The following is a 21387-nucleotide window of genomic DNA, read 5'->3' as shown; positions in this document are numbered from 1 at the left end:
GCACGGTTCGCCCCCTACGTTCGGGTTGTTACGGAAGTGTCGCGTGTCGGATTTTTCGGATCCTCCGCCGCTGGTGCCTGTCGATCTTCCGGCGGATCTCGCCGCGAGTAAGGCGGCGGCCAGGTCCGCGCTGCTCACGGCCCGTCGCGAGCGCACGATCGAGCAATTGGCCGACGCGTCGCGACGCATCGTGGTCCATCTGTCAGATCTTGTACGCACAACGCGGCCGGCCGTGATCGCCGCCTACGAACCGTTCGGCACGGAGCCGGGAGTGCACCTCGACGGTTCCCTGCCGGGGCGGCTGGCCGCGGCGCCCGGTGCGCCACGCGTATTACTGCCTGTGCTGATGAGCGACAACGATCTGGACTGGCGCGACTGGAACGACCCCGGCGAGCGACTGGGGCCGATGGCGATCGCGGAGGCCGAACTGATCGTGGTGCCCGCGGTGGCGGTCGACCGGACCGGCGTGCGGCTGGGCCGGGGCGGGGGCAGTTACGACCGCGCGCTGGCCCGAGTTCCCGCCGGTACGCCCGTGATCGCGCTGCTCCACGACGGTGAGCTTGTTCACAGGCTGGCCGCTCAGCCGCACGACCGACGTGTGACGGCCGTCGTCACACCGCTGGGCGGAATGATCCCGTTACCTCGCTGAGTTGAGACTGGCGAGGTTCGCGTGCCACTATCGGCACTCGAAGAAGGAGGAAACGTGCCCACGTACCAGTACGCGTGCACGGCTTGTGGTCACCAACTCGAGGCCGTGCAGTCGTTCACCGACGCGCCGTTGACGGAGTGCCCGGAGTGCGACGGCACGCTGCGCAAGCTCTTCTCCGGCGTGGGCGTCGTCTTCAAGGGCTCGGGCTTCTACCGCACCGACTCCCGGAAGGCGTCGGGCGGATCGTCGTCCAGCTCATCCGGATCGTCTGGCTCATCAGGGTCGTCTGGCTCGTCCAGTTCGTCCTCTTCGTCCAGCTCGTCCAGCGCGTCGTCCTGAGCCCAGCGCCCTGACGGGCGAGAATGAACCGCGTGTTCAAGGGGTTCAGGGAATTCATCGCACGCGGCAACGTCGTCGATCTAGCCGTGGGCATCGTGATCGGCGCGGCCTTCGGCGCGATGATCACGCAGTTCACGAAGTCGTTCCTGGAACCGTTGATCTCCGTGATCACCGGCGGCCACGGCACCGGCGGCACCTTCAAGATCCGCGGCGTGACCTTCGACTACGGCGCCTTCATCGGCGCGGTGATCACGTTCGTGCTGACGGCGGCGGCGGTCTACTACTTCGTCGTCGTGCCGATGAACGCCTGGGCGAAGCGGCGCGGCAAGCTCGCCGAGGAAGAGATGTCCGACGAGGTACGCCTACTCACCCAGATCAGGGATAAACTCGGCAAATAGGACTCGGCTGCGGGCTCACCAGTGCGGCGGGCGGTCCTCGAGCAGCCGCGCGTCGTTGGAGTCCCGATCGTCGTTCCAACCCGTCGACGTCTCGTCCACCGTCCGGTCCGGCAGGATCGGCGGCTCCTCGGGTTCGAGCTGCACCTCCCGGTCGTCATCCGGGGAGTGCGACTCGAAGGTCAGGTCGTCACGGGCCACGCATCCAGCTTAGGAGGTGCACGGGTGACTGAGTACGCGGGTCCGCCGGTCACTCCGCACGACCCGGACTATCAGCCCGAGATCATCGAGGGCGATTCGCCGCCGCGCGTACTGCCGCCGCAGGATCATGCCGCGCTCGATCGGGACGACGCCGCCGCCCGGCAGTTCACCTTCTTCATCGGCGGGATCGCCGCGCTGACCCTGTGCGCGCTCGCCCTCATCCTTTGGCTCTTCTGACCCGCCGCTTCCCCTGCAGATCACGGTTACGCAGGCATCCCCGGGCAGCCGATGCCTGCGTAACCGTGATCTGCAGCCGACAGCGCGCTAGCTGCGGGCGTACTTGCGGACGCGGTCGTAGGCGGCCTGGTAGATGCGGTGCCGGGCGGCGTCCACGCCGGTGTCGCCGACTGCCGTCGTCAGGTTCACGATGCGAATGCTCGGGCTGAGATCCACCCAGGTCGGCAGCGGTTCGACCGTCTTGACGGCCCAGCGCGTACCGGTCTGGGCGAAGGTCACCCGGACCATCAGCCCCTCCCGGTTCGCGTCCTCGGGGGTCGCGTGCCGAGCCAGCTCGTTGCCCATCCCGAAGACCACCGTCGTGCCCTTGATCCGCCGGATCGGCTGCACGACGTGCGCGTGATGGCCCAGGATCAGGTCGATGTCCGGCGACCCCGCCAGCCGGTTCGCCCAGGCCAGCTGGTCGGCGTTCGGGTCGTGCCGATACTCGGTGCCCCAGTGCAGGCTGACGATGACGATCGCGGCACCGGCCTGCTTCGCGCGATGCGCCTCGGCCAGGATGCGGTCCGGGTCGATCCGCTCGGCGAGCCAGGTCTTGCCGTCCGGCGCGGGCAGTCCGTTGAAGCCGAACGTCGCGGCCAGGTGCGCGATGCGTACGCCGTGGACGGTGTAGACGGCGGCGTGCCCGGCGTCCGCCGGTCGGCTCGCCGTCCCCGCGTGCCCCAGCCCGGCTGCGTCCAGCGCCGCGATCGTCCGCTCGACGCCGTCCTGCCCCTGGTCGAAGGTGTGGTTGGAGACCGTCGAGCAGCCGTCGAACCCGGTCGCCTTGATCCCGGCGACGACCGCGGGCGGCGCGTTGAACCGCGGATACCCCTGGAACGGCTCGCCCACCGGGGTCTCCAGGTGACAGAGCGCCAGGTCGGCACCCGCGATCACGTCGCGCACGCCGGCGAACATCGCAGCGAAACCCCCGTCCCGCTGCGCCTGGGCCCAGACCTGCGGGTGGACCAGGATGTCACCGGCCCCCACGACCGTGATCTCACTGGTACGCGGAGAGCTGCGCACCGGCTGGGGAGAGTCGGTCGCTGCTTTCGGCGTATCAGCAGAGGTGCACGCGGAGAGCAGTCCGACCGCGAGCGCGAGGGCCGTGAGTCTGGGGAGTCCGGGGAGTCTGGGGAGGAATGCCGCCATTCCTCCCCTTCTACCCCTTCGTCACTTCTGCGCGAAGTCGACCCACCGCAGATGAGCGCCGGTGTCTCCGGTCTTGAAGATGTAGTAGCCGGTGAACCCGGCCAGGACCAGGACGACCAGGCCGAGCCCGATGTTGGCGATGAGCGAGCCGCGACGGCTGTCCCCCTCGGCGGCCGGACGCTTGCCGATCGCGGTCGAGACGAAGACGAGCAGCAGCGTCGCCACCCCGAGACCCAGGCTGAAGTACCAGGTGCGGTCGCCGTAGGTGACGTGCTGGTTGATCTTCGCGAGGAACTCCTGCGGGTATCCCTGGGCGATGACCAGCTTCTCCAGCTGCTCGCCGGACTCCGTGCCGACCCAGGCCGCGATCGGACCGGCCACGGCGAGCAGGCCGACCGCCCATCCCGTACGCCGCCGCACCGGCGGGACCAGCGCGTAGACGGCCGAGCCGGCGACGAGCAGGACGACGAAGACGATCGCGAAGTGCACGATCAATGGATGGGCCGGAATGCCCAGAATGTACTGGAACACGCGCTTCTCCTCGATGTCTCACCGAGCGGCCCCCGTGGGTCGTGCGACCCTTCCGCGGCACAGCGTAGTCGGTGATCCACGCGACCTCATCGACCGTTTTCTTGGACCGTTCCAGAGACCGTGCTTTGATATCACCATGTCGGGTGAGGAACAGCTGCGCTCGGCCGGGTTGCGTGTCACCCGGCCGCGGCTGGCCGTGCTCGACGTCCTCGACGACGGCGGCCACCTCGAAGTCGACGAGATCACCCGCCGCGTCCGCGAACGCATCGACTCCGTCTCCACGCAGGCCGTCTACGACGTCCTCGGGGCGCTGTCCCGGGCCGGGCTCGCCCGCCGGATCGAACCGGCCGGATCCCCCGCTCGCTACGAGGCGCGTACGGGAGACAACCACCATCACGTCGTGTGCCGGGGCTGTGGACTCGTCGCCGACGTCGACTGCGCGGTCGGCTCCGCACCCTGCCTCGACCCGAACACGGCACACGGGTTCGAAGTCGACGAGGCCGAGGTGACCTTCTGGGGCCTGTGCCCCGACTGCCAATCCCGCCGCACCCTCGACTAACCCCCCGCTCGCTCGCGCTCGCCCCACCCTCTCCCCGTTGATCATGGAGTTAACTGTGGTGTCGACGGCGTGTCAGGGGTGCAAACTCCATGATCAACGCGAGCTGTGTTCGCCCGCCGTGAACGGGGCGGGCGAAGCGGGCGACAGCGGCTTAGCGTGAGCGCATGCCCGTTGCCGCGTACGACGAAATCGCCGACTGGTACGCCGACTGGGTCGGCGGCCTCCACAACTCCTATTCGGAGCGCGTCGCCGACGTCCTCCGGCGGCTGATCCCGCCGGGCGACGGGCGTACGAGCCTGGACATCGGCTGCGGCACCGGCGCCCGCGCCGGCGTGCTGCGCGACCTGGGCTGGCAGCCGATCGGCGTCGACCTGTCGACGGGCCAACTCCGGCACGCCCGGCGCATCCTGCCGGTCGCGGCCGCCGACGCCACCGCGCTACCGATCGCGACGGGCTCGGTCGACCTCGCGGTGAGCATCCTGACCCACACCGACCTGCCCGACTATCCAGGCGTCATCGCCGAGGCGGCCCGCGTCGTCCGGCCCGGCGGCCGGTTCGTCCACGTCGGAATCCACCCCTGCTTCACCGGCGCCTTCGCCGACCGCAGCGACCCGGCTCGGATCGTCGTCGACAGCGGCTACCACCGGCGCGAACGCCGTTGGGACTCGTTCACCACTCAGGGCGTACGCAATCGGGTGGGCGCCTGGCATCTGCCGCTGGCCGATCTCCTGAACGCCTTCCGAGCGGCCGGACTGGAGATCGTCGACACCGTCGAGTCCGGCCCGGACGCCGGAGTGCCGGACGTCTTCGCGGTCGCGGCGGTCAGCTGACGTCGCCCGTCGGCAGGGTGACCGACGTCCACGGCTCGCGTACGGGAGCGGTGGCGCCGGCCGGGCAGGTCTTGCGGTAGTCGCACCACGAACACAGGGCGCCCGGCTGCGGCGGGAACACGTCGTCGGCGTCGCGCCCCTGCGCCACCTGCTTCTCCGCCGCGATGATGTCCTTGGCCGTCCCCTCGGCCCGGTTCACCTGCCGCTGGAGGGACTCCTCGGTGTGCTCGTGCGCCGCGATCGTGCCGCTCGGCAGGTGATGCAGCTCGACCCGGGTGCACCGGCGGCGGAACTGCCGCGCCGCCGCGTACGCGTAAAGGGCCAGCGCCAGCGAGCCGCGCGCGTCATCCGGCGTACTCGTCGAGCGGCCGGTCTTGTAGTCCACGATGACCAGCTCGTCACCGCGACGGTCGATCCGGTCGGCCCGCCCCGACAGCGCCAGCACCGACGTCTTCGCCGCGACGACGCGCTCGACGCCGATCGGCTCGTCGGCCGGGTCGAGCGTCGCGATGTAGCTCTCCAGCCAGGCCAGCGCCCGCGCGAAGACCTCGCGCTGCTGGTCGGCGTCGCGGTAGCCCTCGGTCACCCAGGTCGCCCGGAGGAGGGGCGCCAACGCGACCGACCGACGACGGTCGGGGTCTACGGCGTACCAGTTCTTGAGCGCGGTGTGGACGCTCGCGCCGAGCGAGTTGTGCGCCCAGGGTGGACCCTTGGGCGGCGCGGGCCGGTCTATGTACGTGTAGCGGTAGCGCCGCGGGCAGTCGAGATAGGAGGCCAGCTTGCTGGGCGTGCAGGTGAACAGTCGGTCCGGCAGGTCACCGAGGTCGAAGCCCAACTGCTCGGGGATGCCGCCGGTACGTTTCGGCGCTGACCCGCCCGTGGAAACCATGCAGCGATCCTCCCCCATGGGTCTGACACCGTCACACCGACCGCGCCGGTCCGAACCCCGCGACACCCGAAAAGCAGCCGACCCGCGACATCCCCGCGACACCCGAAAGCAGCCGACCCGCGACATCCCCCGCGACACCCGAAAAGCAGCCGACCCGCGACATCCCCGCGACGCCCGAAAGCGGCCGACCCGTCACATCCCCCGCGACGACCGGTACGCGTCGACGAACTGCCCGATCGCACCGGCCATGAGCTGGACCGCGATCGCCGCCAGCAGCAGACCGGCGATCCGGGTGAGCACCTCGATCCCGCCCGGCCGCAGGATACGCACGAGCGTCCCGGAGAAGCGCAGCACCAGCCAGACGGCGACCATCACGGCGATGATCGCCAGCGAGATCGCGATGTAGTCGACCGTCTCGTTGGCCTTGCGCACTTCGAGCATGGTCGCCACGATCGCGCCCGGCCCGGCGAGCAACGGCGTGCCCAGCGGAACGAGCGCGATGTTGGAGGTGGACTGCTGGTGCGGGTCGTCGGTCTTCCCCGTGAGCAGCTCCAACGCGACCAGGATGAGCAGCAGGCCGCCCGCGCCTTGGAGGGCGGGCAGGTCGATCTGGAGGTAGTCCAGGATCTTCTGGCCGGCGACCGCGAAGATCACGATCACCACGAAGGCGAGGGCGACCGCCTGCCAGGCGGCTCGATTGCGCTCCCGAGCCGGCAGGGCGCCGGTGAGCGCCAGGAAGATCGGGACCATGCCCGGCGGGTCCGTGATGACGAGCAGGGTTACGAACATCTCGCCGAACAGTTGCATGTTCACACTCGTCACGATAGGGCGTGACGGGCGTCAACCCGTTGGACACTCCCCCGGGCCAGGCCCGTCGTGGCTGCTAACGCTTGATCGTCACGAGCCGGCCGCCGGACGATACGCCCGCCGGCATCTGCACGGTGCGCTGCGTCCCGTCCACTCCACACGCGACGAGGTCGCCGCGGAAGGTCGTGACCACGGTCGCGTCGTCCTGCCAGACCGGAACGGCGTCGGCGTCGGAGGCGCAGGCCGCGATCCACACCGGGGCGGCCGCTCCGTTGGCGGCGGCGGCGGTCACCGACCGGTCGAGGTTGATCACCCACAGGCCGCCGTCGAACGGGGTGGCCAGGTTCTGCCCGTTCGGCGAGACGACCGCGTGGGTCGCGCCTCGCTCCAGGAACTCGTGGCAGCCGGCGGCGTCCTCGCGTTCGAGGCGACCGCTGCTCACCGAGACACGGATGAGGCACGGCCGGCCGACCGACCCGGGCACGACGGCGAAGGTGTCGGACTGGAAGCTCGGGTAGACCTCGCTCAGGCCCGCGGCCCGGTCGAACGTGCCGTCGCGCCGCCAGATCGCGAACTGGTCGCGGTTGGTGGTCGCCAGCAGGACCGCGGTGGCGAGGAAGCCGATCGGCCGCCAGCCCGCGGGGATGGGCCCGCTCGCGAGTGCCTGCAGGCCGGTGCTGCCCAGCCGGTTCAGCTGCAGCGTCTGGCCGCGGACCACGGCCAGCTCCGAACCGTCCGCGCTCACCGCCCAGCCGTCGATCGCGTCGGCCAGCGGGACCTGGGTCCCGTCGGTCCGCAGCAGTCGCACGGTGGTCGCGCCGCCGACGAGCCAGCCGACATTGGTACGCACAACGCCCGAGCCGGCGTCGCCCTTGAGGTCACGCCACGACCCGTTCGTGGCGTCGTAGAGCCGGTTCCCGACGGTGAAGTCCACCATGAGCGGCGCGGTGCCGGTGCCGAGCGGGACCTGCTGCTGGGCGTCCGACTCGAACTCCACCCGGCCCGTCGACCCGGCGGCGTCGGACTGCTCGACCGGGGTGGTCCACTGCCGCCAGACGCCGATGCCGGCGACGGTCAGCACGAACGCCACGGTGACCGCGAGGCCGCCGACGGTGAACCGGCGCCGGGCGAGTTTCCGAGCCCGCCGCACGGTCACGCCGGACAGATCCTGGACGACGGGGACCTCACGGGCCTCGGCCGCGAACATCTCACGCAGGGCTTGGGTGGCCTCGGTCTCGGAGGGCGCGCGGCTCATCGCCCCTCCACCGTGGCGGGGATGGCCGAGCGGGCCGGTGTGTTCCTCGGCGCTGGTACGCGTTGCGGCGCGGGCCGGCGTACGGGCGCCGGGCGCTTCTCCGCTGCTGGGGCCGGCTTGGGCGCGGGCTTCGGCAGGGTCAGCCCCGGAATCTGGACGCCCTCAGCCGCGAGCCGCTGCCGGAGGGTGCCGAGTGCCCGGGATGTCTGGCTCTTGACGGTTCCCGGGGAGATGTCGAGGAGTTCGGCGGTCTGCGCTTCGGACATGTCCTCGTAGAAACGCAGAACTAGCACGGCGCGTTGTCGTGCTGGGAGCGCCTTCACATGTTTCCAGAGCAGATCCCGGTCGAGCTGCTCCTCGGTCGCGTCGGCGACGGCCCGCTCCGGCAGGAACTCCGTCGGCCGCTCGCCGTGCCACCGCCGCCGCCACCAGGACGTCGCCGTGTTGACCAGGACGCGCCGGGCGTACGGCTCGACTGCTTCGATCTCACCGAGCCGCCGCCAGGCGAGATAGGTCTTGGTGAGGGCCGTCTGGAGCAGGTCCTCAGCGGTCGCCCAGTCCCCGGCCAACAGGTACGCGCTGCGCAGGAGCGCACCCGAGCGAGCCGCGACGAAGTCGCGGAACTCGTCCTCGATCGCGGACCTTCCAGCCAACGCGCGCCACCGCCTCCCCGCCCGGCACCCTGTGTCGTGTCCCACAGAGTGGCATACCGGACGGGAGGAGGACCAGGGTCCGAATGGTCAGCCCTCGTCTTCGGCCTCTCGGCCGAGGCGCGCCTCGACGGCGGCCGGCTCGTACATCTCCTCGACGACGCGCAGGTAGAGCTCGTTCGGGTTGGGCAGATGCTTGACCTCGCGCAGCGCCTGATCTTGACCGGCCGACTCCAGGACGAACGTGCCGTAGTTGAGCATGCGGCCCAACGGGGACTGCTCGTACTTCATGTCGGTGACCCGCAGGAGCGGCATCATGGCGACGTTGCGGGTGATCAACCCGCGGACCACCATGACTCGCTTGTTGGTCAGGATGAACCGGTCGTAGTACCAGTCGGCCACACTCCAGGCGACCCAGCCCATGACCAGGGCGTAGACCACCACGGCGATGACGCTGAGGCTCGGCATGTCCTGCTTGGCCAGGAATCCGGTGAGGTAGCCCAGGGCCAATGTGGCCACCGCGCCCACCAGGATGTGGTTGATCAAGTGGATCCAGTGCTTGCGCCACTCGCCCCGATATCGCTCGGTCGGGAAGAGGTAGCGCGCCACCAGCGCGCTCGGCTCGTCCTCGAGCGGCAGCACCCGCCGGGGGCTGACCGGGACGCCCCCGCCGCCGCCCAGCCCCGAGACCTCTTCCTCGCTGATGTCGGGGAAGTCGTCGGGACCGCCCGCGTAGGGCGGTGGCGGCGCGCCTCCGGCGGAAGCGGCACCGGCCGCGGCACCTACGTGCGCGCGGCCGATGAAATGAGTGTCGTCATCGGAATGAGGAGCGGATTCCCCACGGGCCTGGGGAATCGATTCGCCGTCGCGGTCGCGCCGCGGCTCGTCGTCGTCGGAGCCGTCGGGCTCAAAAGGTCCGGTCGTCATTGGGGGTGAACCGGCCGATCAGGCTACGAGGCTGGAGACGAAGTCACCGACGCCTTGCGCGATGTCCATCACGGTGCCGCCCATCGACTTCACGACGTTGGCCGCCGAGTCAGGTCGGAACGCCACGAAGAAGATCAGAAAGGCAAGCCCGCCCCAGACGAGGATCTTCTTGACCATGCGGTCCACTCCCCCTCTACGCGGCGCCCATTCGCCGCATTCGGGCATAAGCCTAGCAGTCCCGGGGGTCCTCAGTGAATCAATCGCGCACTTCGGGGTGACCGTGCCGTACGCGTGAATGGCCTGCTCAGGACCGTCGAGAAAGGTAAGGCGACGCCGCGCCGAAGACGATTCCACCTGGGATCCACTCGGCCAGGTCGTGGAGGGACAGATCCTCGGCGAGCAGGTATCCAGCGGGAGCCGGCCAGGCCACCGTCCACAACCACCGGCCCCGGGCCTCCCCGACATACGCGCTTCGATCCTCGGGCGCGTCGAGTGCCCACATCGGAGCAGGATGACCGCCCACTTTGACCTTGGCGTGGGCGAGCGTGGTGACCGCCAGCTCAGCGATGGTGGGACCGGGGTCCGGGCCGGGCAGGCCGGCGAAGCGTACGCCGAGTCCGACGCCGGGGTCCTCGGCGATGAACAACATGTCGGCCGGGCCGTCGATCAGCGACGCCGGTCCACTGCACGCGACCACGGTCGCCGACACCCCCGTACGCTCGTCGCCCGCCCAGCCGTAGCCGGTCACCAGCCATCCGGTCGGCAGCGGCCAGGGGCACCAGAACGGGAACTCCGCCTTCGCCGCGAGCGTGGCGGCGGTACCGAGCGTCTCGACGGCGGCGTGCTCAGCGATGTGCAACGGAGGAACCGGACCGCAGCGGTCGCACCGCCAGCCCGAGTGCATCAAGTCTGGCGGCCGCACCGGGCCGCCGCAGCGCGGGCACGTGATGACCATCCCCACACACTTCACCCTGCTCCCGACAGCCCGCCGCGTCAAGCGGGCCGGGCGGCTGTCCAGTGGAACAGCGCCATGGCCACACTCGTGGCGAGATTGAAGCTGGACACCCCGGTACGCATCGGAATGGCGACCAGCTGAGCCGCCACCGACCGCAGCTGGTCGGATACGCCGTGCCGTTCGGTGCCGAACGCGAGCACCGCGTCGTCCGGGAAGCGCAGGTCACGGATGTCCGCGCCGTCCGGATCGAGCACGTAGACCGGACCGGCGGGGCGGCTGTCGAGGTCGACGCGGCCGACCGCGGTGGCGAAGTGCAGCCCCGCGCTGCCCCGGATGGCGGCCGGGTGCCACGGATCGGTCACCCCGGTCGTCACCACGCCGGTGACCCCGAATCCGGCGGCGAGGCGTACGACGGCTCCGATGTTGCCCAGGTGGCGGGGGTCCTCCAGGAGGACGACGGGGCTGGTCCGGCCGGCGAGCGCGGCGAAGTCCAGCGACGGGCGCAGGGCGAGCGCGGCCACCCCGGTCGGATGCGGCCGCGGCACCAGCTCGGCGAGCACGGCCGGGGTCACCGGCTCGGCCAGGATCTCGAACGCCCCGGCGAGGTCAGGCGCCAGTTCGTGCGCCAGCGCCATTGCGGCGGGCTTGTCGGTCGCGAGCACCACCAGCACGTCGGCGCCGAATCGGAGCGCGTGTTTGACCGCGTGGAAGCCGTCGACCAGCACGACGTCCGGCCGGTCGCGGTGGGCGTACCACTTCTCGAGCTCCGACGGCATGGGCCTGAGCGTAACGGCCGAGCCCGCCGTGACCGGCGGGCTCGGACCGGTCAGGGTTGCAGCGCGCGGTTGAGTTCCGCGAGGAACGCGTTCTCGGCGTCGCTCACCCGGTGCCCGAAGACCCCGGTACGCGCGGCGCCGCAGACCCGCGCGGCGATGTGTTGTAGCCACTGCCGATAGGCGGCGGCGTCGGCGGGATCGGCCCGCCGGGCCAGCACGAGGCTGGCAGCCCGGCAATTCACCAGGACCTCGGTGATGCCGGCGTGTCGATCACGGAACTGCTCGGCGCTGGGCGGATCCGGATCGGCTTCGGCGTAGATCGCCGCGACCGCCGCTCGGACCAGATCGGAGTCGGACACCGTTCCGGCGGCGATGGCGTCGATGCCGGCCAGGCCCTCGGCGACCGTACGGCGGTCACTGTCGGGTTCGGCCGACGTCGCGGCGATCATGACTCGAGCGGGCAGCCGGGTGAGCAGGTCCCACTCATCCGGTGTGAAGGCGATCGGCGGCGCGGATCGGGCCCACGGGCCTGCCGTTGGTTGGCTCGGCATGACACGACCTCCTCGAGGTCAGCATATGCCCGCGACGGGGGCTCGCACGCCGATGTAAACGAAAGGCATTCTGGTTACCCTCAGTGACGGTCAATTATCCGTCAGCGATGTGATCTGGCTAACGTGAACGAACCTCTATACAGCTCAGGCCCTATTCGGGCAAGATGTTTTTCAAGAGCGTGGGCGGCGGGTGCGTTAGGGCCCCGCCGCTCATTGCGTTCTGGAGACGTCTGGAGCGACCGTCAGGCGGCACGCCGGGTCCGGACGTGGACATCGTCGTCCAGCACCCGAAGGATGGTCCCATGCAGTTCGGTCGTTACTTCGAGGAATTCGAGGTCGGCGCGGTCTATAAGCACTGGCCTGGAAAGACGGTCACCGAGTACGACGACCACCTGTTCTGCCTGCTGACGATGAACCACCACCCGCTGCACATCGACGCGCACTACGCCGAGACGCAGACCGACTTCAAGCGCAACGTGGTGGTCGGCAATTACATCTACTCCCTGCTGCTGGGCATGTCGGTCGCCGACGTCAGCGGCAAGGCGATCGCCAATCTCGAGGTCGAGTCGCTGCGGCACGTCGCGCCGACCTTCCACGGCGACACCATCTACGGCGAGACCACCGTGCTGGACAAGCGCGAGTCCGAGTCCAAGCCCGATCGCGGCGTGATCACCGTCGAGACGCGCGGCTACAAGCAGGACGGCACCATGGTGTGCATCTTCAAGCGGAGGGTCATGGTGCCGAAGGCACCGGCCGCCGCGGAGTAGTCTCGGCTCGTGCGACCCCTGCTCACGCCCCGCTGGTTGGCCGGCCACACGCTCGCGGTGGTCATGGTCATCGCTTCCGCCGGGCTCACCTGGTGGCAGATCACGCGAGCCATGGGGGGCAACGTCCTCAGCTACGGGTACGCCTTCTTCTGGCCGGCGTTCGCGGGCTTCGTCGTGATGATCTGGGTACGCGAGATGCGCATGGCGCTCGGGCGAGCCCCGGCGAAGCCGATCGAGAAGGTTCCCACCAGCGGATTCGGCCGTCCTGTCGTGACTACCCGGCCGGTGACCGACACCACCGCCGAGGTCCCGGCCGACGAGGACCCTGAGCTGGCCGAGTACAACCGACTTCTGGCCTGGTTGGCGGAGCACCCCGGCGCCCGCCCGGCCGACTATCCCGGCGAGTACGCCGATCAGCCCGGTGAGCGCCCGCAGAGCGCCCAGCAGATGCAGGAGACGTCATGAAAGCCGCGCACACCCGCTATCGCGTCGCCGCGTACGTCGTCGGAGTGATGCTGCTGGTGCTCGTGCTGATCGCGATGCCGATCAAGTACATCGGGGACAACTCGGCACCGGTGCAGATCATCGGCCCGATCCACGGCTGGCTGTTCGCGATCTACCTCGTGATCACCTTCGACCTCGCCCGGCGGACCGACTGGCCGCTGAAGCGGACGCTCTCGGTCATGATCGCCGGGACGATCCCGTTCCTGAGCTTCGTCGTGGAGCGCAAGGTGGGTGGCTGGCTGGCCGTGCCGTCGGAAGGTGCACAGCCGACGGCGCAGCCGGCGACGTCCGAGGACGAAGCCGACCGCGCCGCGGTCTGAGCGATCTACGAGCCGGCCGTCAGGCCTGGGCGGCGAGCTGCTTGCGCACCTCGTCCATGTCCAGCTCCCGAACCTTGCCGATGAGTTCCTCCAGTGCGGCGCCCGGAAGCGCGCCCGGCTGAGCGAAGACGATGACGCCGTCCTTGATCGCCCAGATCGTCGGGATCGACCGGATGTCGAACTTCATCGCGATGTCCGGGTTCGCTTCGGTGTCGACCTTCGCGAAGGTGATGTCCTCGTGCTTCTGCGAGGAGGTGTCGTAGACCGGCGCGAATCGCATACACGGGCCGCACCAGCTCGCCCAGAAGTCCACCAGGACGATTCCGTCCTTGTTGGTGATCTCGTCGAAGTTGGCGGCGGTCAACTCCACGGTCGCCATGTCACGCTCCGATCTATGCCAATGGTTGCGTCTATCGCAACGAGTGGGGGTGGTCGGGCATTCCCCCCCGTGCGGTGGCGCAGCTCACCCTACCCGTCGGCGGCAGGGATACCCGGCATCACAGGCGGTAATCCCGCAACAGCCCGCGCGAGATGATGGTCTTCTGAATCTCGCTCGTGCCCTCGCCGATCAGCAGGAACGGGGCCTCGCGCATCAGCCGCTCGATCTCGTACTCCTTCGAGTAGCCGTAGCCGCCGTGGATGCGGAACGCCTCCTGGACGACCTCCGCGCAGTACTCGCTGGCGAGCAGCTTGGCCATGCCGGCCTCGACGTCGTTGCGCTGGCCGGAATCCTTCAGCCGGGCCGCGTTCACCATGAGGGCGTGCGCCGCCTCGATCTTGGTGCCCATCTCGGCGAGCTTGAACGCCACCGCCTGGTGTTCGGCGATCGGCTTGCCGAACGTACGCCGCTGCTGGGCGTACGCGACCGCGAGTTCGAAGGCGCGCAACGAGATGCCGCAGGCGCGCGCGGCGACGTTGACGCGGCCGACCTCGATGCCGTCCATCATCTGGTAGAAGCCCTTGCCGGGTTCGCCGCCGAGGATCGCCGACGCCGGTACGCGATGGTCGGCGAGCACCATCTCGGTGGTCTCGACGCCCTTGTAACCCATCTTCTCGATCTTCCCCGGGATGGTCAGGCCGGGCGCCGTCTCACCGAAGCCGGGCGTCTTCTCCAGCAGGAAGGTCGTCATGTTCCCGTAGACGCTGGGCGCGCCCAGTTCGGTCTTGACCAGCGTGGCCACCACGCTGGCGTAGCCGCCGTTGGTCAGCCACATCTTCTGTCCGTTGAGGACGTAGCCGTCGCCGTCGGGCACCGCGCGGGTCTTGATCGCCGAGACGTCCGAACCGGTCTCGGGTTCCGACATGGAGAACGCGCCCCGGACCTCGCCGGTCGCCATCCGCGGCAGCAGCCTCGCCTTCTGCTCGGCCGTGCCGTGCTGCGACACCAGGTACGCGACGATGAAGTGGGTGTTGACGATGCCGCTCACGGACATCCAGCCACGGGAGAGTTCCTCGACGACGAGGGCGTACGTGAGCAGCGATTCGCCGAGCCCGCCGAACTCCTCGGGAATGGTCAGTCCGAACAGGCCCATCTCGCGCATGCCGTCGACGATCTCTGTCGGATAGGCGTCATCGTGCTCCAGCCGCTGCGCCCGCGGGATGATCTCCTTGTCGACGAACTCGTGGACGGTGGCCAGGATGGATTCCTGAATGTCGGTGAGTCCGTGCGTACGGGCGAGGCGGGGCATGGCGAACCCTCCAGGTGACGAAGTTACTAAACGGTAACTCAGGTCCGATGAGTATCTCGCGACGATCGATCCCGCGAGAAGGTGGGAAGCGACCAGAACCTCTGTGAAAAGCTTCACCCCGTCTAGTACCCTGCGCCAGTACGCCACCCCGGGAGCAAGGCCGAGCATCTTACGCGGTTTGCTCCGATGAGGAAATCAGGAGCCGAACGATGACCTACCCCCCAGCGGGTAACCCTGACCCGTACGGTCAGCAGCCCCAGCAGCCTGACCCGTACGGTCAGCCGCAGCAGCCGCAGCCGGACCCGTACAACCCGTACGCGGCGGCTCCGGGCTCGCCGGCCGCTCCTCAGTACGGTCAGCAGCCGCAGCAGCCGTACGCCGCGCAGCCGTACAGCGCGCAGCCGTACGCCGCTCCGCCCGCGGCGACCAACACCATGGCGATCCTGTCGCTGGTCTTCGCCTTCGTCTTCGCGCCGCTCGCGATCGTCTTCGGCCACATGGCCAAGAAGCAGATCAAGCAGTCCGGCGAGGGCGGCGACGGCCTGGCCACCGCCGGTCTCGTCATCGGCTACATCTTCACCGGTCTCGGTGTGCTGCTGTGCTGCATCTACGGCATCATCTTCGTCGTCGCCATCAATGAGGCAGGCTCCAGCACGTACTGACCGGGCGTCTTCGGTCCTGAGCGGGCGCGGCCGGGCCGCGCCCGCTGACACGCGTTCGTACGATGGTGATCGACCGCATGACGATCATGTCCGGCGCACCCCGCACGACGTGCACACATGGAAGGAACTCGCGTGACCTACCCGCCGCCCGGCAACTCCGATCCCTACGGCCAGCCGCAGCAGCCGCCGTCGCAGGATCCCTTCGCCTCGCCGCCGCCCGCGTATGGGCAGCCGACCTCCGGCCAGCCCGCATACGGCGAGCAGCCGACCCCGCCGCCGGCCGCGAACCCGTACGACCCGTACGGGCAGCAGCCGCCGGCCGTCGCTCCGCAGTCGCCGGCCTATGGCCAGCAGCCTCCGGCAGCGCCGCAGAACCCCTATGACCCGTACGCGCAGCAGCAGTCGCCCGCTCCGCAGTACGGGCAGCCCTATGCCGCTCCGCAGTACCCGGCGTCGGCGTACGGCGCACCGGCCGGCGGCCCGGCCAAGAAGAACGGCATGGCGATCGGCGCCATGGCGACCGGTATCGCGAGCATCCCGCTGGCCTGCTGCGCGATCCTGGGCATCATCGCCGGCATCGTGGCCATCGTGCTCGGCATCGTGGCCAACAAGCAGATCGCCCAGCGTGGTGAGGACGGCAAGGGCTTCGCCCTCACGGGCCTCATCTGCGGTGGCGTGGGCCTGCTGCTCGGCATCGTGAACGCGATCGCCGGCGTGGCCATGAACCTCACCTGAGGTCGCGTCACCCGCACAACCTTGGAAGGGCGGCCCACCCGGACTCCGGTGGGGCCGCCCTTCTCCACGCCGGACGGCGTACGCCGTCAGAAGGCGGCTTGCCGGACGCTGTTGCCGCCGTCGATCACCAGCAGCTGGCCGGTGATGTAGGAGGCCGCCGGGGAGACCAGGAACGCGATCGCGCCGGCCACCTCGTCGGGCGTACCGGGGCGGCCCATCGGCGATCCGTAGCCCTGCTTCAGCTCGACCAGGGTGGACGCCGAGGTGTGGATGAGCCCGGGGGCGACCGCGTTGACGGTGACGCCGTCCGCGATCAGCTCCATGGCCAGCGCCCGGGTCAGCCCGAGCACGCCGGCCTTCGCCGCCGCGTACGCCGCCTCGGCGGGCAGCGCGTTGACCGGCCCGGCGGTGGCGGAGAGGTTCACGATGCGACCCCAGCCGCGCTCGGACATCGGATCGCCGAAGGCGCGGCTGCACAGGAACGCCGTGGTCAGGTTCCGGTCGATCTCCGTACGCCACTCGTCCGCGGTGAGCTGCGCGACCGGCCGGATGATCTCCGGCGAGGCTCGGCTCGCCAGGCCGGCGTTGTTGACGAGGATGTCCACGTCGCCGAGCTGGTCGCTCACGGCGTCGGCGAGCGCGGCGACCTCGGCTTCGTCGGTGAGGTCGGCGACGAACCCGGTGACGCCCAGCTCGACGGCCCGGTCGTGGATGCGCTTGGTGGTAGAGACGATCGCCACCCGGGCGCCCTGGGCCTTGAGCAGACGCGCGGTGGCGTAGCCGATGCCGTAGGGACTGCCCGCGCCGGTGATCAGCGCGACCTTCCCGGCGAGGGTGAACGGACTGTCGACGGTTTCCATGCCCCGATCCTTGCGGATCGTCGCAAGCCGGGGCAACCGGGTCGCCCCCTTCCGTCGGGGGATCCCCCGACGTGCGACGACGCATTACCCTGCGTCCATGACCGAGCCGTCTGCGCCGACCGAGCCCACCCCGTCGCCGGCCCAGCCGCCCGCGACCGGCTACGTCGTCCCACCGGGCTACGCCATGCCGCCCCAGCCGATGGCGTACGCGCCGGCTCGGAAGACGAACGGCCTGGCCATCGCCGCGCTCGTCACCTCGATCGTGGCGTTCAACCTCTGTTTTCCGCTCACGTTCGTGGGGGCGATCATGGGCCACGTCGCCCGGCGCCGCATCCGGGAGACCGGCGAGGACGGCGACGGCCTGGCGCTGGGCGGCATCGTCGTGGGCTGGATCGGCGCGGCCATCACGCTCGCCGGGACCGCGCTGATCGTCTACGGGATCGCGAACGGCTTCTTCGACGAGCCCGCCCCAATCGTCTACTGAGCTGGATCAGGGGGTGAAGGTCATCGTGCGGGTCATCCCGGCTGCACGGCCCTTGGCTGCGATGACCAGGGCCATCTTCCGGGACGCCTCGTCGATCATCTCGTCGCCGAGCATCACCGCGCCGAGCTTGCCGCCCGCTTCCGAGGTGTAGTAGTCGTAGGCGTCGAGGATCATCTCAGCGTGGTCGTAGTCCTCCTGGGACGGTGAGTAGACCTCGTTGGCGGCGTCGATCTGGCCAGGGTGCAGCACCCACTTGCCGTCGAAGCCGAGCGCCGCCGACCGCTTCGCGACCTCGCGGAACGCGTCGACGTCGCGGATCTGCAGGAACGGGCCGTCGATCGCCTGCTTGTCGTGCATCCGCGCGGCCATCAGGATGCGCATGAGGATGTAGTGGTAGGGGTCGCCCGGGTAGTCCGGGTGCAGCGCGCCGACCACCAGCGACTTCATGTTGATACTGGCCATGAAGTCGGCCGGGCCGAAGATGATCGTCTCGACCCGGGGCGAGGCGGCCGCGATCTTGTCGACGTTCACCAGGCCGGCCGCGTTCTCGATCTGGGCCTCGATGCCGATCCCGCCGACCGGCAGCCCGACCGTCTTCTCGATCTGCGTCAGCAGCAGGTCCAGCCAGTGGATCTGGGCCTCGTCCTGGACCTTCGGGAGCATGATGCAGTCGAGGTTGGCCCCGGCGCCCTCGACGATCTCGATGACGTCCCGATAGGTCCACGGCGTCGTCAGGTCGTTGACGCGTACCACCCGGGCCTTGTCACCCCAGCCGCCCTCGTTGAGCGCGGCGACGATGTTCTTGCGGGCCTCCGGCTTGGCCAGCGGCGCCACCGCGTCCTCCAGGTCGAGGAAGACCTGGTCCGCGGGCAGGCCCTTGGCCTTGTCCAGCATCTTGACGCTGGAACCCGGCACGGCCAGGCAGGATCGACGGGGACGGCCGATGGCACCCATGCGCGCTCCTTAGCAACCGTTCAGTAACTTCGACAAGGTAACCTTCCGCCGTGGGTCAGGAGAACGCTTCTGTGGAAGATCTCACCGCCTCGACCGTCGTCGTCACTGGAGCCAGCTCCGGGGTCGGCCGCGCGGCCGCGGTCGACTTCGCGCGGCGTGGCTGGCGGGTCGCGCTGGTCGGGCGGGATCACGACCGGCTGGATTCGGCATACTCCCTGGTACGCGATCACGCGACGGGGCCGGAGCCGATCCAGGTGCGGGCCGACTTCGCCTCGTTCGACTCCGTCCGGGAGGCCGCCCTGGAGCTGGCCAAGCTGGACCGAATCGACGTGCTCGCCAACAACGCGGGCGTGGTGACCAGCCGCCGTCAAACCACTGTGGACGGCCACGAGCTGACCATCCAGACCAACCACCTTTCCCCGTTCCTGCTCACCACCCTGCTGAAGGACCAGTTCCCGGCGGGCGGGCGGATCATCTCGACGGCGTCGATGGCGCACTCGTGGGGCATGCTGCGCCCGGACGACCTCGACCGGACACGCGGGCCGTGGAGCGCCTGGCTGACCTATGGCGCGTCGAAAGCGGCCAACATCCTGTTCGCGGCGGAGGCCGCTCGGCGGTGGCCCGACCTGCTGTCGTTCTCGTTCCACCCGGGCGTCATCCGCAGCAACTTCGGCACCCCGCTCGCGAAGCTGTTCTTCCAGATCGCCCCCGGCCTGTCCACACCGGAGCAAGGTGCCGACACCCTGGTCTATCTGGCCACCGCGCCCGGTGAGTCACTGGTGAACGGGGCGTACTACGCCGAGCGGAAAGTGTTGCGGCCCAAGGCGTACCTGGTGGACGAGGAGTTCGCCGCGCGGTTCTGGGCGGCATCCGAGCGCGCCGTCGAAAACTAGAGCTCCAGGTTCACCGGGATCGGCTGGCGCTTGGCCGAGCCGAGGATGACGAACGCGACGCCGCTGACGAGCAACGCGATCCCGGCCCAGGCGAGCGGCGCGGGCCGCTGATCCAGCCACAGCCAGCTGATCAGGGCGGCGCCCGGCACTTCCAGCATCACCAGGACGCTGACCGCCGTCGCCGACAGCTCGTGCAACGCGTAGTTGAACATCGAGTGCCCGAGCAACTGGGTGCCGACGGTCAATCCGAGGATGGCCAGCCAGGTGCTCCAGGCGTACCCGTGGAGGGGAACCCGGAACAGCACGCAACCGCAGAGGAGCACGGCCGCGCACACCGCGTAGCAGATGGTGGTGTAGCTCGTGGTGCTGGCTTGCGCGCGGGCGCGTTGGCCGAGGACGGTGTAGACCGCGGCCGCGAGGCCGCCGATCAGGGCGAGCACGTCGCCGAGGAGCGCCCGGCCGGAGCCGCCGACGTCCGCGCCGGTGGCCAGGGTGACGCCGAGGACGGCGGCGAGGATGCCGAGCCACATGGCACGGGTCGGCCGATCGCCCTGCCAGTACGCGATCAGCCCGGCCCACACGGGCTGGGTCGCGGCCAGCGCGGTGGCCGTCGCGACGGCGGTGAGCTGCGCGCCGGCCATCCACGTGGCGAAGTGGACGGCGAGCGCGAGGCCGGCCAGGACGCTCCACCGGAATTCCTTGCCGCGCCACAGCCGGGCGAGTTCGGCGCGCCGAGTCACCACCGCGGCCGGCGTCAGGACGGCGGTGGCCAAAGCGTTGCGCCAGAAGGCGAGCGCCAGCGCCGGAGCCGCCGCGTACGCGATCAGCGGGCCCGACGTCGAGATCGCGACGACGGCCAGCGTCAGCGCGAGCAGGGTCGGCAAGCTGATCTTCACGCCGTGACGGTAACAGTCACGTGACGTTCGGTTCCCCGCCGCTTTGGCGGATGCACAGCCGGTGAAGGAGTCGCTACGCTCGGGCAGTCGCTTGCAATATGCAACTTTCACTTTGGGACTCGTTTGCTGTGTTGGCATCGCCCGGATCGCCCCGAGCCGTCCTCTTCGACTTCTTCGGCACCCTCACCCAGGCCGCCCCGCGCGGCGATGGGCACGCCGCGGTGGCGCGCCTGCTGGGCTGCCCGCCGGCGGAGCTCAACGCCGTCCTCGACACCTCGTTCTACCGGCGCAGCCGGGGTGATTACGGGGACGGACCGACGACGCTGCGCTGGGTCGCGGCCGAACTCGGCCTGCGCCCGGACGCCGAGACGTTGCGAGCCGCCTATCGGGCCCGGGTCGACGCGCTCCGGGCCGACATCCGGCTTCGCCGGGACGCGTACGCCGTCCTGAGCCATCTCCGTCGGGAAGGTCTCCGGATCGCGGTGGTCAGCGACTGCACGCACGAGCTGACCGAGATCCTGCCGACGCTGCCGATCGCGCCGTTGCTGGACACGACGATCCTCTCCGTCCATATCGGAGCGGTGAAGCCGGATCCGACGATCTATCTCGCGGCCTGTGCCGCCCTCCGGGTGGAGCCGCGACACTGCCTCTACGTCGGCGACGGCGGTTCCCGCGAACTCACCGGCGCGAACGCGATCGGCATGTACGCCATCCGCCTGGCCGCCCCCGACCTCGGCGACCACCTGGTGTTCCGGCCCGACGAGGAGTTCTGCGGGCCCTCGGCCCGATCGCTCACCGAGATCTTCTCCCCGTCCCTCGTCGCCGCCTGACCTCCTACCTGCGCGACCTTTGCGTGCGGATCACGGTTACGCAGGCATCCCC

At 69.6% G+C, this 21387-nt stretch carries 30 protein-coding genes and 1 pseudogene; 14 read left to right on the top strand and 17 right to left on the bottom strand.

The window, feature by feature from the left end; genetic code table 11:
• Positions 1-73: 73 nt before the first annotated feature.
• The 3 genes from AB0M47_RS15015 to mscL are packed head-to-tail and all read left to right on the top strand — an operon-like array spanning position 74 to position 1386.
• On the top strand, positions 74-649 hold the full coding sequence (locus AB0M47_RS15015) for a 5-formyltetrahydrofolate cyclo-ligase (protein WP_363413044.1): 576 nt from the start codon (positions 74-76) through the stop codon (positions 647-649).
• 54 nt (positions 650-703) lie between these two features.
• Positions 704-988 carry an FmdB family zinc ribbon protein gene (locus AB0M47_RS15010; RefSeq protein WP_363413042.1) on the top strand — a complete coding sequence of 95 codons (285 nt, stop codon included), beginning with the start codon at positions 704-706 and terminating at the stop codon, positions 986-988.
• Between the two features lie 23 nt (positions 989-1011).
• Positions 1012-1386, top strand: a complete 375-nt coding sequence (gene mscL / locus AB0M47_RS15005) for a large conductance mechanosensitive channel protein MscL (protein WP_363413040.1) — start codon at positions 1012-1014, stop codon at positions 1384-1386.
• 15 nt (positions 1387-1401) lie between these two features.
• On the opposite strand, the gene AB0M47_RS15000 is transcribed toward mscL, so the two are convergent.
• Positions 1402-1584, bottom strand: a complete 183-nt coding sequence (locus AB0M47_RS15000; RefSeq protein ID WP_363413038.1) for a hypothetical protein — start codon at positions 1582-1584, stop codon at positions 1402-1404.
• Positions 1585-1608: 24 nt separating this feature from the next.
• Between AB0M47_RS15000 and AB0M47_RS14995 the strand changes: the two genes are divergently transcribed.
• The gene (locus tag AB0M47_RS14995; protein ID WP_253758188.1) at positions 1609-1821 is read left to right on the top strand and encodes a hypothetical protein; all 213 of its coding nucleotides are present in this window, start codon (positions 1609-1611) and stop codon (positions 1819-1821) included.
• Between the two features lie 87 nt (positions 1822-1908).
• Here the strand turns inward: AB0M47_RS14995 and AB0M47_RS14990 are convergent, their stop codons facing one another.
• Together AB0M47_RS14990 and AB0M47_RS14985 are read right to left on the bottom strand one after the other, a co-directional pair.
• Positions 1909-3012: a CapA family protein gene (locus AB0M47_RS14990; protein WP_363413036.1), complete on the bottom strand. Its 1104-nt coding sequence runs from the start codon at positions 3010-3012 to the stop codon at positions 1909-1911.
• Positions 3013-3033: 21 nt separating this feature from the next.
• Positions 3034-3543, bottom strand: coding sequence for a DUF2231 domain-containing protein (locus AB0M47_RS14985; protein ID WP_363413034.1), 510 nt, complete (start codon positions 3541-3543; stop codon positions 3034-3036).
• Between the two features lie 136 nt (positions 3544-3679).
• Between AB0M47_RS14985 and AB0M47_RS14980 the strand changes: the two genes are divergently transcribed.
• Both AB0M47_RS14980 and AB0M47_RS14975 read left to right on the top strand, forming a co-directional pair.
• Positions 3680-4102 (top strand): Fur family transcriptional regulator, encoded by a 423-nt coding sequence (locus AB0M47_RS14980; RefSeq protein ID WP_363413032.1) that lies wholly within the window; start codon positions 3680-3682, stop codon positions 4100-4102.
• 164 nt (positions 4103-4266) lie between these two features.
• A complete protein-coding gene (locus tag AB0M47_RS14975) occupies positions 4267-4932 on the top strand; it encodes a methyltransferase domain-containing protein (protein ID WP_363413030.1) in 666 nt (221 codons plus the stop codon).
• Here AB0M47_RS14975 and AB0M47_RS14970 read toward each other — a convergent pair.
• The 9 genes from AB0M47_RS14970 to AB0M47_RS14930 all read right to left on the bottom strand — a co-directional run bounded on the left by AB0M47_RS14970 (position 4925) and on the right by AB0M47_RS14930 (position 11742).
• On the bottom strand, positions 4925-5821 hold the full coding sequence (locus AB0M47_RS14970; RefSeq protein WP_363413028.1) for a PD-(D/E)XK nuclease family protein: 897 nt from the start codon (positions 5819-5821) through the stop codon (positions 4925-4927). The two genes, AB0M47_RS14975 and AB0M47_RS14970, sit on opposite strands and share 8 nt — an antisense overlap.
• A 192-nt stretch (positions 5822-6013) precedes the next feature.
• The gene (locus AB0M47_RS14965) at positions 6014-6634 is read right to left on the bottom strand and encodes a MarC family protein (protein WP_363413026.1); all 621 of its coding nucleotides are present in this window, start codon (positions 6632-6634) and stop codon (positions 6014-6016) included.
• 70 nt (positions 6635-6704) lie between these two features.
• On the bottom strand, positions 6705-7883 hold the full coding sequence (locus tag AB0M47_RS14960; RefSeq protein WP_363413024.1) for a hypothetical protein: 1179 nt from the start codon (positions 7881-7883) through the stop codon (positions 6705-6707).
• Positions 7880-8536, bottom strand: a complete 657-nt coding sequence (locus tag AB0M47_RS14955) for a SigE family RNA polymerase sigma factor (RefSeq protein WP_363413022.1) — start codon at positions 8534-8536, stop codon at positions 7880-7882. Before AB0M47_RS14955 ends, AB0M47_RS14960 begins: the two co-directional genes overlap by 4 nt.
• Positions 8537-8623: 87 nt before the next feature.
• On the bottom strand, positions 8624-9460 hold the full coding sequence (locus tag AB0M47_RS14950; protein WP_253758206.1) for a PH domain-containing protein: 837 nt from the start codon (positions 9458-9460) through the stop codon (positions 8624-8626).
• Between the two features lie 18 nt (positions 9461-9478).
• On the bottom strand, positions 9479-9637 hold the full coding sequence (locus tag AB0M47_RS14945; RefSeq protein WP_253758209.1) for a hypothetical protein: 159 nt from the start codon (positions 9635-9637) through the stop codon (positions 9479-9481).
• A 127-nt stretch (positions 9638-9764) separates the two neighbouring features.
• On the bottom strand, positions 9765-10415 hold the full coding sequence (locus AB0M47_RS14940) for a DUF6758 family protein (protein ID WP_363413062.1): 651 nt from the start codon (positions 10413-10415) through the stop codon (positions 9765-9767).
• A 38-nt stretch (positions 10416-10453) separates the two neighbouring features.
• A complete protein-coding gene (locus AB0M47_RS14935) occupies positions 10454-11191 on the bottom strand; it encodes a TrmH family RNA methyltransferase (protein ID WP_363413019.1) in 738 nt (245 codons plus the stop codon).
• Between the two features lie 50 nt (positions 11192-11241).
• Entirely contained in the window at positions 11242-11742 is a 501-nt protein-coding gene (locus AB0M47_RS14930; protein ID WP_253758213.1) for a hypothetical protein, read from the bottom strand.
• Between the two features lie 302 nt (positions 11743-12044).
• Here AB0M47_RS14930 and AB0M47_RS14925 point away from each other — a divergent pair, with 302 nt between their 5' ends.
• Genes AB0M47_RS14925 through AB0M47_RS14915 form a run of 3 tightly spaced genes read left to right on the top strand, consistent with a single transcriptional unit; the run spans position 12045 to position 13333 of the window.
• On the top strand, positions 12045-12509 hold the full coding sequence (locus AB0M47_RS14925) for a MaoC family dehydratase (RefSeq protein ID WP_253758215.1): 465 nt from the start codon (positions 12045-12047) through the stop codon (positions 12507-12509).
• 9 nt (positions 12510-12518) lie between these two features.
• A complete protein-coding gene (locus AB0M47_RS14920; protein WP_363413016.1) occupies positions 12519-12974 on the top strand; it encodes a hypothetical protein in 456 nt (151 codons plus the stop codon).
• Complete coding sequence (locus AB0M47_RS14915; protein WP_363413014.1) at positions 12971-13333, top strand: DUF3817 domain-containing protein; 363 nt, start codon at positions 12971-12973, stop codon at positions 13331-13333. Before AB0M47_RS14920 ends, AB0M47_RS14915 begins: the two co-directional genes overlap by 4 nt.
• Positions 13334-13352: 19 nt before the next feature.
• Here the strand turns inward: AB0M47_RS14915 and trxA are convergent.
• Positions 13353-13727, bottom strand: a pseudogene (trxA, locus tag AB0M47_RS14910) (thioredoxin); the annotation flags it as partial.
• A gap of 103 nt (positions 13728-13830) precedes the next feature.
• The gene (locus AB0M47_RS14905) at positions 13831-15021 is read right to left on the bottom strand and encodes an acyl-CoA dehydrogenase family protein (RefSeq protein ID WP_363413012.1); all 1191 of its coding nucleotides are present in this window, start codon (positions 15019-15021) and stop codon (positions 13831-13833) included.
• Between the two features lie 209 nt (positions 15022-15230).
• Here AB0M47_RS14905 and AB0M47_RS14900 point away from each other — a divergent pair, with 209 nt between their 5' ends.
• Positions 15231-15683: a DUF4190 domain-containing protein gene (locus tag AB0M47_RS14900; RefSeq protein WP_363413010.1), complete on the top strand. Its 453-nt coding sequence runs from the start codon at positions 15231-15233 to the stop codon at positions 15681-15683.
• Positions 15684-15815: 132 nt separating this feature from the next.
• Positions 15816-16418 (top strand): DUF4190 domain-containing protein, encoded by a 603-nt coding sequence (locus AB0M47_RS14895; RefSeq protein WP_363413008.1) that lies wholly within the window; start codon positions 15816-15818, stop codon positions 16416-16418.
• A gap of 86 nt (positions 16419-16504) precedes the next feature.
• On the opposite strand, the gene AB0M47_RS14890 is transcribed toward AB0M47_RS14895, so the two are convergent.
• Positions 16505-17278: an SDR family NAD(P)-dependent oxidoreductase gene (locus tag AB0M47_RS14890; protein WP_363413006.1), complete on the bottom strand. Its 774-nt coding sequence runs from the start codon at positions 17276-17278 to the stop codon at positions 16505-16507.
• Positions 17279-17375: 97 nt separating this feature from the next.
• On the opposite strand from AB0M47_RS14890, the gene AB0M47_RS14885 reads away from it, so the two are divergent.
• Positions 17376-17762, top strand: coding sequence for a DUF4190 domain-containing protein (locus AB0M47_RS14885; protein WP_363413004.1), 387 nt, complete (start codon positions 17376-17378; stop codon positions 17760-17762).
• Positions 17763-17768: 6 nt separating this feature from the next.
• Here the strand turns inward: AB0M47_RS14885 and AB0M47_RS14880 are convergent, their stop codons facing one another.
• Positions 17769-18716, bottom strand: a complete 948-nt coding sequence (locus AB0M47_RS14880) for a CoA ester lyase (RefSeq protein WP_363413002.1) — start codon at positions 18714-18716, stop codon at positions 17769-17771.
• A 71-nt stretch (positions 18717-18787) separates the two neighbouring features.
• On the opposite strand from AB0M47_RS14880, the gene AB0M47_RS14875 reads away from it, so the two are divergent.
• Positions 18788-19609 carry an SDR family NAD(P)-dependent oxidoreductase gene (locus AB0M47_RS14875; protein WP_363413060.1) on the top strand — a complete coding sequence of 274 codons (822 nt, stop codon included), beginning with the start codon at positions 18788-18790 and terminating at the stop codon, positions 19607-19609.
• On the opposite strand, the gene AB0M47_RS14870 is transcribed toward AB0M47_RS14875, so the two are convergent.
• The gene (locus AB0M47_RS14870; RefSeq protein ID WP_363413000.1) at positions 19606-20505 is read right to left on the bottom strand and encodes a DMT family transporter; all 900 of its coding nucleotides are present in this window, start codon (positions 20503-20505) and stop codon (positions 19606-19608) included. The genes AB0M47_RS14875 and AB0M47_RS14870 overlap by 4 nt on opposite strands.
• A gap of 131 nt (positions 20506-20636) precedes the next feature.
• Between AB0M47_RS14870 and AB0M47_RS14865 the strand changes: the two genes are divergently transcribed.
• Positions 20637-21335, top strand: coding sequence for an HAD family hydrolase (locus AB0M47_RS14865; RefSeq protein ID WP_363412998.1), 699 nt, complete (start codon positions 20637-20639; stop codon positions 21333-21335).
• Positions 21336-21387 lie beyond the last annotated feature (52 nt).

It is taken from the genome of Hamadaea sp. NPDC051192, from assembly GCF_040682475.1.
Lineage (GTDB): Bacteria > Actinomycetota > Actinomycetes > Mycobacteriales > Micromonosporaceae > Hamadaea > Hamadaea flava.
Note: the sequence above shows the minus strand (reverse complement) of the source record. Positions and strands in the feature narration are given on the sequence as shown.